The following is an 11,518-nucleotide window of genomic DNA, read 5'->3' as shown; positions in this document are numbered from 1 at the left end:
TGTGGCATCAGGTCAAACACGGTAGCAGTGTACCCGCCTGGTGGCGGGTAACTGAAGTGACTTTAAACATACAAGGGAGCAAACACTAAAAACGGCAAGCCGTTTTGCTTTTATATCCAGTAACTGGATGCCAGCCCCAAAAACAGCACCAGCCCCACATAGTTATTGTTCATAAACGCCTTAAAGCAAGCGTCGCGGTCACGTCCGGCAATCAGCTTTTGCTGATAAACAAACAACCCGCCGGCCAGGATCACCGACCAGTAGAAGTGCCAGTTTAAACTGTTGAGCACCCCGACCATCGCCATCAACCCGAGCACCGCAATCTGTAAAATACCGATGATCAGCTTGTCATGGCGTCCAAACAGAATGGCCGTCGATTTGATACCAATCTTCAGGTCATCGTCCCGGTCCACCATCGCATACTGGGTATCGTAGGCCACCGCCCACAAAATATTGGCGAGGAACAGGATCCAGCAACTCAGCGGCACCGACTCGCTGACTGCCGCAAACGCCATCGGGATGGACCAGCCAAAGGCGGCACCCAGCACCACCTGCGGCAGGTGGGTATAGCGCTTCATAAACGGGTAGACCCAAGCCAGCGCCAGGGCGGCGACGGAGAGCAAAATGGTCATGGTGTTAAGGGTCAGCACCAGCGCAAATGCCAGCAGCACCAGCACCACAAACAACACCCGAGCTTCATTTTCGCTGACCGCGCCGCTTGGCATAGGCCGGTTGGCGGTGCGTTTGACGTGGCCATCGAACTTGCGATCGGCGTAATCATTGACCACACAGCCTGCCGCGCGCATCAGCCAGACGCCCGCCACAAACACCAGCAGGATCCACAGCGGCGGTACGCCCGGCGTCGCCACCCAGAGCGCCCACAGAGTTGGCCAGAGCAGTAGCAATGCGCCAATGGGCTTATCCGTACGCATAAGCCGATGAAAGGCCAGCAGCTTATTCTGCGTGAGACTCCACTCCATTCTTCTTTCCTCTTAATACAGCGGTGATGCAGGTAAAAACAGTTCAGTCAACAACAGCGGTTTTCCACCCAGACGCAGGCGGGAGCGGCGTCCCCACTGCGACGCGCTCTGACCGACTTCAATAAAATCTCGCGTGAGAGTCGATGATGTAAAGAGGTAGCGCCCAAGCGGCGTGGTGCCAAGAGTTTGCAAAGCCAGCTCCGGGCCTGTCAAGGTGGATTCAGGCACCACCGTACGCCCGGCAAGCCAGGGTTCTCCATCGGCACACAGCAGGATTTCCCGTAGCCAGAAACGATTATCATCGGGCAGCAGGTGGCGTTCATTCTCTACGGATTCAGCCGTCACGAACGCTTCCTGTATGACGGAAACCGTCACACGCTTACCCAGTTGCTCAAAACGTTTGGTCATGGAATCTTCCAGCAACAGCCAGTCGAGCAGTTGCGGATCAAGCGCAGGAAGTGCGGCAAAATAGCGCAGCGCACGCAATTGCGTAAGCGCGGGGTGTGACATGCCTGACTCTCCAATACATTACGTCACAACATTGTATCGCAGAACAGACAGCCTCGTGCGGGGAAACTTCATTCAGTTTTCATCGGCGCAACAGCTGTGCAACAGCGCCCGTTGCGCCGGGAAAAAAGGGTGCGTCAGGCGACGCACCAGGTGTTGCAAGCATCAGCATTGCGGGGAGAGAGTTACCCCTTGCCTTTTACACTGCTGATAAAAGTACTTCGGGCGGATGTGGATCCAAGACGTTCAGCTTCATTGAGTAATTTCAGGGCCTTATCAACATCACCTTTCGCGATGGCCTCTTTAATGGCCCGATTGTAGAAGCTTTCGGTGTCATTGAGCATCGGTTCGCTCTTCACCGCAGGCGCAGGCGTCGCAGCAGCAGCCGCGGGTGCCGCTACCGGTGCGCTATAGGCCGTTGCGGGCGCCGCCGTGTTCCCCACGGTGACAGGACCTGGGCCTGAGGAACCAAACAGCGGCCCCACCAGCACGCTGGATCCGCTGTTGGTTTTCACTTTCAGTTTCAGCATCCCGTCCGTTGTATGGCGGGCGATGGGGTCAGGAATATCCGGAACCGCATTCCCGGCGCCTTTGGCATAGGACTTGGCGGGATCCATCAGCTGCGTGGTTTGCTGTAAATCTTTTTCGGTGGTAAACACCAGCACATAAATTTTCTGCTGACCAAGAGCAGGCGTCAGGCGCATCACCCCTTCAAGCCTGTCGGCGCTCATCACGCCAGGCGCCTGATAGGTAAAGAAGCTACTGGGGAAATAGGCCGCTGGCGCCAGGTTTTGATCGAGGATCAATACGTTGGGGGCAAACACGCTGGTCTGTTTACTGACTTCGCTGGTGAGAGTCAACGTCAGCTCACCAATATTGGCCGGAACGCTCCAGGCCGCTACCGGGCCGCTGATCCCCGCCACGTTCAGGCGCTGGCCTGCGCTGGCAAGGGATATGGATTCTGTCTTACTCTGATCGGCCGGCGTCCAGTGCAGTTGCGAAAGCGCAGAGGTCGGGATGGACGGTGCGGCAGTGGTATTTTGCGGAACGATATTAACATCTGCGACGCTCACCCCAGGTGCTGCGGTCAGCAGTCCGGCAGACAGACACAGGGCGATGAGATTTTTTTTCATTTTCATTGTTATCACCTTCTTACGTGAGCCAGCGGTGGCCGGGCAATAGCGCGCTGTCTCCAGGAATAGAGGGGCTTGCGCCCCTCCTGGTTCAGGACCTCAGATTCCGGGTATCACCACCAGATTTCCATCTGGGCGCCGAAGCTCCACTCATCGTTGTCACCACGGCTGAAGGTGGTTGCGCTGGTGTCACGCATCGCAACGCCATCTTCGTAACCCCATTTCTCATCCCACTTCGCATAGGTTGCGAAGACACGGATTGCCGGACGCGACCAGATGCTGTCGCCCGCCTGCCACTGTTGAGCAAGGGTGATTTTGTACTGATTGTTGCTATCGTTGGTTTTCTGCGACTTAACGTTGTCGTAGCCCACTTCCATCAGGGTGCTCATGATTGGCGTCCATTTGTACATAGGACGAACGCCGACGGTCCACCACTTGGTGCCGTTGTTATCGTCACGATCGATATTCTGGTACATACCGACGTACATCAGATCCCAGTTCTCGCCAAGGGAGATGGCGCCATGATCGAGCACGCGCCACAGCGAGCCGTTGTTGTTGATGCTACCGCCCTGCGGGATCCCTTTGCCGTTTGAGGTCATGGAATCGGTGGCGTACTGAAGCACGAACTTGTTAAAGCCTTTCAGCATGCTCTGGGTATGTTCTGCGGTGAACATCCAGCCATCTTTGGAGGCGCCCGGCGCCAAATCATATTTGTCCGGCAGATTGGTGTGACCATAGTCAACGCCGAACTCGAGGGTGCCGCCTGGGTTAATTTCCATACCCGCTAAACGGACGTCGAAGACGTCGTTCGGCACGAGGTTGTCATAAACGCGATCGCCATCAGCGTTACGGTCAGCGAAGGTGCCAGAACCACCTGATTCAGACGAACGGGTGGCGGCGAAGGAGAGTTTACCGAAGCCAAGGTCGATGTTTTCAAGGCCAGCGCCAGGACCCGAAATGTCCCAGTAGTAGAAGTCGATCATGTGCACGTCATGACGCTGGTAGAAGCGTTTACCGGCCCAGATGGTGGCGCCCGGCAGCGCGTCGATCAGGTTTTTACCCTGAACGTTGGCTTCACGGAATGCCGGGCTGGTGCTTTCCCAGTCATTCTGTTGCGATACGGAGTAGGCTACGTTGGTATCGAAGTAGAAGCTCTTATCGCCTTCTTTCCAGACTTCCTGGCCCAGCTTCAGCTCAGCGTAGGTTTCGCATTCGTTACCAAGACGATATTTAGTACCGTTAGTACCTGTCGTTGCAAAACATTGTTGCTCGCCGCCGCTACCGGTCCAGCCGATGCCGGAACGGGCGTAACCTTTGAAGTCAACGGCGCCCGCCTGCGCAGACAAAATGCCTGCGGTAATGGCGATAGCCAGTGGAAGTTTGCGCAGAGTAGTCATTATTCTATCTCCTGAGATCATTGCTTTTCTTTAAACGCGTCACCCTTCGGACTGCCTCTTCGTTGGCTGCACTCTTTCACCCCGGTCACGTACTATCTGTACGCTCCCGAGGATTCATTCGCTTGCCGCCTTGATGCCGCCGCGAATGGTTTAGCGTTTTGCTTTTTTAATGGGGGACCTTAAACGCCCGGCTCTTTATGCAACCGACGACAAGCGGTGCCATCTTCACGGAAAAGATGACAACGCTCCGGTGGCAAACCGATAGCGAATGTGGCGCCCTCTTCTACCAACACCACGTCGTTCTGGCGGTAGACCAGGTTCTGACGGATGGCGGGGATCTGGATATGAATTTGCGTTTCGTGCCCGAGCTGTTCGACGACCTGAACGATGCCCTCCAGCGTGACATCCGCGATGTCGCTGGGCAGCAGATGCTCCGGGCGAATACCGAGCGACATATTGCTGCCGACCTGCACGCTGGCGCTGTCGACAGGCAGCCAGACCTGCTGGCGGTTAGGCAGTTCCACCTGCACCTGTTCAATGGCCGTGGCGGTGACTTTCACTGGCAGGAAGTTCATTTTGGGCGAGCCGATAAACCCGGCCACAAAGCGGTCAGCGGGGTAGTGGTACAGCTCAAGCGGCTTACCGACTTGCGCCACGCGTCCGGCATCCAGCACCACGATTTTGTCGGCCAGGGTCATGGCTTCAACCTGATCGTGGGTGACGTAGATCATCGTGCGCCCCAGCCGCTTATGCAGACGGGAAATCTCAATGCGCATCTGGACGCGCAGTGCCGCATCCAGGTTCGAAAGGGGTTCATCAAGCAGGAAGACGCGGGGTTCAGCCACCAGCGTACGGCCAATCGCCACGCGTTGACGCTGCCCGCCGGAGAGCGCTTTCGGTTTACGATCCAGCAGATGCGCCAGTTGCAGCACTTCAGCCACCAGGGTCACCTTTTGCTGGATCACCTCTTTTTTGGCACCGGCCAGCTTCAGGCCAAACGACATGTTTTCCGCCACCGAAAGGTGCGGATAGAGCGCGTAAGACTGAAAGACCATCCCCACGCCGCGTTCGGCGGGCGGCACATCGTTCATGCGCACATCACCAATAAAGAGATCGCCGCTGGTGATGGTTTCCAGACCGGCAATCATGCGCAGCAGCGTTGACTTACCGCAGCCAGAAGGCCCGACAAACACCACGAACTCACCTTCGTGGATGTCGAGATCTATCTCTTTTGAGACAACAACGTCGCCCCAGGCTTTCGTTACATTACGCAGCTGTACGTTCGCCATGCCTTCTCCCTTCGTTACAACCTGTCACTAATGGACACATTCAAGATTGACCTGACTATGGAGCATCCATACACGGGGTAAATCCTCCACCCCCTGGCTTTTTTATGGGGGAGGAGACGGGAGGATGAGAGGGACGAGTCTGAGCAGGGCGTTCGCGGGCTGAGGCTATTTTCGTGATGCAGATTGCAAAAAACGCGGCATTTTTATGTGCGCAGACACACATAAAGAAAGTTTATGTAACAAGGATCACACAATTCAACCCTGGGGCGTAGGGGTAAGGAGGATGAGAAGCGCTTGCTAAAAAAGGAGACTGACTGGCGTCAAACCACTCTGCATATCCACGAGCACATCACCTAAAGGACGGGATATATGAAATTCAAAACAGGCGCACGCATCCTCGCATTGTCTGCACTGACGACGATGATGTTCTCCGCTTCAGCTCTTGCAAAGATTGAAGAAGGTAAGCTGGTCATCTGGATCAACGGCGACAAAGGCTATAACGGCCTGGCCGAGGTGGGTAAAAAATTCGAGAAAGACACCGGTATTAAAGTCACCGTTGAACACCCGGACAAGCTGGAAGAGAAGTTCCCGCAGGTCGCCGCCACTGGCGATGGCCCGGACATTATCTTCTGGGCGCATGACCGTTTTGGCGGCTACGCGCAGTCAGGACTGCTGGCAGAAGTGGCGCCGGATAAAGCCTTCCAGGATAAATTGTTCCCGTTCACCTGGGATGCAGTGCGTTACAACGGCAAACTTATCGCCTACCCGGTCGCCGTCGAATCCCTCTCGCTGATTTACAACAAAGACCTCGTACCCAACCAGCCGAAAACTTGGGAAGAGATCCCGGCGCTGGATAAAGCGCTGAAAGCGAAAGCTAAGAGCGCGCTGATGTTCAACCTGCAAGAGCCGTACTTCACCTGGCCGCTGATTGCCGCTGACGGTGGCTACGCGTTCAAATATGCCGACGGCAAATACGACGTGAAAGACGTTGGCGTCGATAGCGCAGGCGCCAAAGCGGGACTCGGCTTCCTGGTTAAGCTGATTAAAGACAAACACATGAATGCGGACACCGATTACTCCATCGCTGAGGCTGCATTTAATAAAGGCGAAACCGCCCTGACCATCAACGGGCCGTGGGCATGGGCCAACATTGATAAGAGCAAAATCAATTACGGCGTGGCCTCACTGCCAACCTTTAAAGGCAAACCTTCGAAACCCTTCGTCGGCGTGCTGAGTGCCGGTATCAACGCGGCCAGCCCGAACAAAGAGCTGGCGAAAGAGTTCCTCGAAAACTATCTGCTGACCGACCAGGGTCTGGATGAAATGAACAAGGACAGGCCGCTCGGCGCGGTGGCGCTGAAATCCTTCCAGGATACGTTAGCCAAAGACCCACGCATTGCAGCCACCATGGATAACGCCCAGAAAGGCGAAATCATGCCCAATATCCCGCAGATGGCTGCCTTCTGGTACGCCACCCGTACTGCGGTGATTAACGCCGTGAGTGGTCGTCAGACCGTCGATGCCGCGCTGAAAGACGCCCAGGGCCGTATTACGAAGTAATGCAATGAAGTAATTCCCTCTCCCTTTGGGGGAGGGTTAGGGTGAGGGTTTCTATATCCACACGCCCTCACCCCGGCCCTCTCCTCCAGGAGAGGGAGAAAAGCTCAAACGCTGTAGAGGAAATGACCCCATGGATGTCATTAAAAAGAAGCACTGGTGGCAAAGAGACACGCTGAAATGGTCAGTGATGGGTCTGCTGGGTTTACTGGTGGGATACCTTGTAGTTTTAATGTACGCACAAGGGGAATATCTGTTTGCCATCACGACGCTGATTTTAAGCTCTGTTGGCCTGTATATTTTCGCCAACCGTAAAGCCTACGCCTGGCGCTATGTCTACCCGGGCATCGCCGGAATGGGACTCTTTGTTCTGTTCCCGCTGATTTGTACCATCGCCATCGCCTTCACCAACTACAGCAGCACCCACCAGCTCACCCAGGAGCGCGCTCAGCAGGTGCTGATGGACCGTTCTTACCAGGCAGGCAAAAGCTATAACTTCGCGCTGTTCCAGGCCGAAGGCGGCTGGCGTCTGGGGCTGACCGACGGGGAAAGCGGTAAAAATTATCTCTCAGACGCCTTTAAACTCGGCGGCGAACAAAAGATCACCTTAGCGCAAACAGACGCTCTGCCTGCGGGCGAGCGCGGAACGCTGCGTGATGTTACCCAGAACCGGGCGGCGTTAAACCAGCTCACCGCGGTGCTGCCCGATAACAGTCATGTGGTGATGAGCTCCCTGCGCCAGTTCTCCGGCACCACGCCGCTGTATACGCTGGCGGACGATGGCACCCTCACCAACAATCAAAGCGGGGTGAAATATCGCCCGAATAACAGTCTCGGCTTTTATCAGGCCGTCAATGCCGATAGCAGCTGGGGCGATGAAAAACTCAGTCCAGGCTATACCGTCACCATTGGCTGGGATAACTTCACCCGCGTCTTTACCGATGAAGGGATCCAGAAGCCGTTCTTCGCCATTTTCGTCTGGACAATACTCTTCTCACTGCTGACCGTGGTACTCACCGTCGCTGTCGGCATGGTGCTGGCCTGCCTGGTCCAGTGGGAAGCGCTGAAAGGCAAAGCCCTTTACCGTGTGCTGCTGATCCTGCCCTACGCGGTGCCGTCGTTTATCTCGATCCTTATCTTCAAGGGCTTATTCAACCAGAGCTTTGGCGAGATCAACATGCTGCTGAGTGCGCTGTTTGGGATCAAACCGGCCTGGTTCAGCGATCCGCTAACCGCGCGTTCAATGATCATTATCGTCAACACCTGGCTGGGTTATCCGTACATGATGATCCTGTGCATGGGGCTGCTGAAAGCCATTCCGGACGACTTATACGAAGCCTCGGCAATGGATGGCGCCAGCCCATTGCAGAACTTTTTCCGCATCACCTTCCCGCTGCTGATTAAGCCGTTGACGCCGCTGATGATCGCCAGCTTCGCCTTTAACTTTAACAATTTCGTGTTGATTCAGCTGTTGACCAACGGCGGGCCTGATCGCATAGGCACGACCACGCCTGCCGGTTACACCGATCTGCTGGTCAGCTACACCTGGCGTATCGCCTTTGAAGGCGGCGGCGGCCAGGACTTTGGTCTCGCCGCCGCCATTGCCACCCTGATCTTCCTGCTGGTCGGCGCGCTGGCCGTCATTAACCTGAAAGCCACACGAATGAAATTTGACTAAGGAGCGCGGTGATTATGGCTATGGTCCAGGCAAAATCGCAAAAATTAAGATTACTGATAACCCACGTGCTGCTGCTGGCGTTTATCGCCGCCATCATGTTCCCCCTGCTGATGGTTGTCGCCATCTCCCTGCGAGAAGGGAACTTCGCCACCGGCAGCCTGATCCCGGAGACCATCTCCTGGGAGCACTGGAAGCTGGCGCTGGGCTTTAGCGTCGAGCACGCCGACGGACGCATTACGCCGCCGCCGTTCCCGGTCATGTTGTGGCTGTGGAACTCCATTAAGATTGCCGCGATCACCGCCCTGGGCGTGGTGGCGCTTTCCACCACCTGCGCCTACGCCTTTGCCCGTATGCGTTTTCCCGGCAAAGCGACGCTGCTTAAAGGCATGTTGATTTTCCAGATGTTCCCGGCGGTTCTGTCGCTGGTCGCACTGTACGCCCTGTTTGACCGCCTTGGTCAGTACATTCCGTTTATTGGCCTCAACACCCACGGCGGGGTGATCTTTGCCTATATGGGGGGGATCGCCCTGCATGTCTGGACGATAAAAGGCTATTTCGAAACCATTGATAATTCACTGGAAGAAGCCGCGGCGCTGGATGGCGCAACCCCGTGGCAGGCCTTCCGCCTGGTGCTGCTGCCGCTGTCAGTGCCTATTCTGGCGGTGGTATTTATTCTGTCGTTTATTGCCGCAATTACCGAAGTACCCGTCGCCTCGCTGTTGCTGCGCGATGTGAACAGCTACACCCTGGCGGTGGGCATGCAGCAATACCTCAACCCGCAAAACTACCTGTGGGGAGATTTCGCCGCAGCGGCGGTGCTGTCAGCCATCCCGATTACTACCGTCTTCCTGCTCGCCCAGCGCTGGCTGGTTAACGGCCTGACCGCGGGCGGGGTAAAAGGTTAAGTTTCATCGTTACTGCCACTGTAGTCCTCATTGGAATATTGACCCTAACTTGTGACTGTTATTACCTGTTTCGGCGCTCTTTCGAGCGCCTTTTTTTATTCGCGTTTCAGCCGCCTGGAGTTACATAACCACAGGGTGATCACCAGCAGCAGGATCGCCCCGGAGTAGATCAGCACGTCCATCGGCGCTTTATGATCGACGATGATCAGACGCACAATGGCCGTGATCCCAATGTAGATAAAGTAGCGTAGCGGAAAGTGAAAACCGGACTGAAAGTACTTCACGATCAGGGCGATAAATTCAAAGTAGAGAAAATAGACCACCAGTCCTTCCACCAGCGCATACTTGCTGGTTTGTTCGGGGGCAAAAAGCACATCCGCCAGATGCAGCGTCTCTTTGCCAAGAAAAACGACCAGAATCAGCCCCAGGCTCAGCAGGCCCAGATTCAGCACGGTCTGAAGAACGATTGAGATAAACTCAACGCGCGGGCGAACAGTAAGCGATGGCATGGTCATACCGGCACCTCATTCTCAGTGGCGAGCTTTCTGTATAACGTAAAAATGTGATCCAGATCTAGATTATTTGCTTATATTTTGTGCCGGTCCATGATGACATAGCCGCCTCAGGGACACCGGCACAAGGAGCAAAAGCATTATGCTTACCATCAACAGGGCACAGATCAGCGATGCCCCACTGCTGCACACTATGGGCTGTACCAGCTATCACCATCATTTCGCCCATTTGTGGCAGGAAAAAGACGAGCTGGCGAATTTTCTCGAACAGGAATATTCCGTGTCTGCGCTACAGCAAAGTCTGCAGGACGACAGCTGCTGCTGGCTGATTGCCAGTGACGACTCCGGCCCCGTTGGCTTTGCTAAATTCAGCTGGCATCAGCAGGTCACCGCCGGAGGGCCTGCCGGGACGTTGCTGCACAAGCTCTACCTTCTGCCGCAGACAACTGGCAAAGGCTATGGCGAGCAGATGATTAATGATGTCATCCACCGAGCCAGAGCGCGCGGAGAACGCTTTTTCTGGCTGGAAGTGCTGGAAGCTAACCACCAGGCCCGTCGCTTTTACGAACGCCAGGGTCTGGAACATCTCCAGGATACGGTTTTCAGCACTCCCTCGCAGCAGAGCACGCTGCATATTCTGGGCAAATCGATCTAAGGAAGCAGGATGACTATGGATATTCGACAGGCGGCGATCCGCAATGTGGCGCAGGGTGAAAATGTGCGGATTTACACCCCGGTGAATCTGTATGACTGTGAGCTTGAAGATGATGTTTTTGTCGGCCCGTTTGTGGAAATTCAGGGGCATACGCGTATTGGCAAGGGCAGTAAAATTCAGTCTCACACTTTTATCTGTGAGTATGTGACGATTGGCGAAAACTGCTTTATCGGCCATGGAGTGATGTTTGCCAATGATATGTTTCGCGAGGGCAAACCCAACCCCGACCGGGAAAGCTGGGGGCGAATTGTGGTGGGTAACGATGTGTCGATTGGCAGCGGCGCGACCATTCTGGCGGTGAGCATTGCCGATGGCGTCGTGATTGGCGCCGGGAGCGTGGTGACAAAATCAATTACCGAGAAAGGGGTGTATGCGGGGAATCCGGTGAAGCTTTTGCGCAGGCTGTAGACCCTCACCCTGTGGATTGAGGGATCCCCACTAATATCATGTTTTTCAGCGAAAACATGCCGTTATGAGAATAAAATAGCAACAGCGATGACCTTAACCGGCTGAAAATCGACGAAGCGTATCCGTAAGGCCGGGGCGCCGCGCATGGACGCGCGGCGAGGGCGACTTTACAGGACGTTACCTTCGCCCGTCCCCGATAAGCCTGAAGGAATGGGCTGAGTGGACCGCGCCAGCGGCGATTTTCTTAGCCAGAGCCCGGGTCGCCAGGGCGGTGGCGCTTGAACCGCCCTGGCACGTTCACCGGTCCGCTCGCGACAGAGAAGCACGGAACATAAAGTGAACGGGATAACCACTACAGCCGTATGTTTCCCCTCACCCTAACCCTTGTATGTTTAAAGTCACTTCAGTTACCCGCCACCAGGCGGGTACACTGCTAC

General features: G+C 55.4%; 11 protein-coding genes. 5 read left to right on the top strand and 6 right to left on the bottom strand.

The features are described 5' to 3' along the window. Nucleotides 1–110: 110 nt before the first annotated feature. The 5 genes from ubiA to malK all read right to left on the bottom strand — a co-directional run bounded on the left by ubiA (nt 111) and on the right by malK (nt 5,306). The gene (gene ubiA, locus ACSZO4_RS22130; RefSeq protein WP_437891208.1) at nt 111–980 is read right to left on the bottom strand and encodes a 4-hydroxybenzoate octaprenyltransferase; all 870 of its coding nucleotides are present in this window, start codon (nt 978–980) and stop codon (nt 111–113) included. A gap of 12 nt (nt 981–992) precedes the next feature. Continuing rightward, a complete protein-coding gene (ubiC, locus tag ACSZO4_RS22125) occupies nt 993–1,490 on the bottom strand; it encodes a chorismate lyase (RefSeq protein ID WP_437891207.1) in 498 nt (165 codons plus the stop codon). Nucleotides 1,491–1,672: 182 nt separating this feature from the next. Continuing rightward, complete coding sequence (malM, locus tag ACSZO4_RS22120; protein ID WP_437891206.1) at nt 1,673–2,626, bottom strand: maltose operon protein MalM; 954 nt, start codon at nt 2,624–2,626, stop codon at nt 1,673–1,675. Nucleotides 2,627–2,733: 107 nt separating this feature from the next. Beyond that, a complete protein-coding gene (locus tag ACSZO4_RS22115) occupies nt 2,734–4,020 on the bottom strand; it encodes a maltoporin (protein WP_437891211.1) in 1,287 nt (428 codons plus the stop codon). 176 nt (nt 4,021–4,196) lie between these two features. Beyond that, nucleotides 4,197–5,306 carry a maltose/maltodextrin ABC transporter ATP-binding protein MalK gene (malK, locus tag ACSZO4_RS22110; protein ID WP_437891205.1) on the bottom strand — a complete coding sequence of 370 codons (1,110 nt, stop codon included), beginning with the start codon at nt 5,304–5,306 and terminating at the stop codon, nt 4,197–4,199. Nucleotides 5,307–5,675: 369 nt separating this feature from the next. On the opposite strand from malK, the gene malE reads away from it, so the two are divergent. The 3 genes from malE to malG all read left to right on the top strand — a co-directional run bounded on the left by malE (nt 5,676) and on the right by malG (nt 9,446). Continuing rightward, entirely contained in the window at nt 5,676–6,866 is a 1,191-nt protein-coding gene (gene malE, locus ACSZO4_RS22105; protein WP_437891204.1) for a maltose/maltodextrin ABC transporter substrate-binding protein MalE, read from the top strand. A gap of 130 nt (nt 6,867–6,996) precedes the next feature. Next, nucleotides 6,997–8,541: a maltose ABC transporter permease MalF gene (gene malF / locus ACSZO4_RS22100; protein WP_437891203.1), complete on the top strand. Its 1,545-nt coding sequence runs from the start codon at nt 6,997–6,999 to the stop codon at nt 8,539–8,541. Between the two features lie 14 nt (nt 8,542–8,555). Next, complete coding sequence (malG, locus tag ACSZO4_RS22095) at nt 8,556–9,446, top strand: maltose ABC transporter permease MalG (protein ID WP_437891202.1); 891 nt, start codon at nt 8,556–8,558, stop codon at nt 9,444–9,446. A 95-nt stretch (nt 9,447–9,541) separates the two neighbouring features. On the opposite strand, the gene psiE is transcribed toward malG, so the two are convergent. Continuing rightward, entirely contained in the window at nt 9,542–9,955 is a 414-nt protein-coding gene (gene psiE / locus ACSZO4_RS22090; RefSeq protein ID WP_437891210.1) for a phosphate-starvation-inducible protein PsiE, read from the bottom strand. Between the two features lie 145 nt (nt 9,956–10,100). Here psiE and ACSZO4_RS22085 point away from each other — a divergent pair, with 145 nt between their 5' ends. Next, nucleotides 10,101–10,613, top strand: a complete 513-nt coding sequence (locus ACSZO4_RS22085) for an N-acetyltransferase family protein (RefSeq protein ID WP_437891201.1) — start codon at nt 10,101–10,103, stop codon at nt 10,611–10,613. 15 nt (nt 10,614–10,628) lie between these two features. Beyond that, on the top strand, nt 10,629–11,081 hold the full coding sequence (locus ACSZO4_RS22080) for an acyltransferase (protein WP_437891209.1): 453 nt from the start codon (nt 10,629–10,631) through the stop codon (nt 11,079–11,081). The last annotated feature ends 437 nt before the right edge of the window (nt 11,082–11,518 follow it).

This window comes from Phytobacter sp. V91 (assembly GCF_965644225.1).
Classification (GTDB): Bacteria; Pseudomonadota; Gammaproteobacteria; order Enterobacterales; family Enterobacteriaceae; genus CBFFRJ01.
The sequence above is the reverse complement of the archived record's forward strand: the minus strand, read 5'-3'. Positions and strand labels throughout refer to the sequence as shown.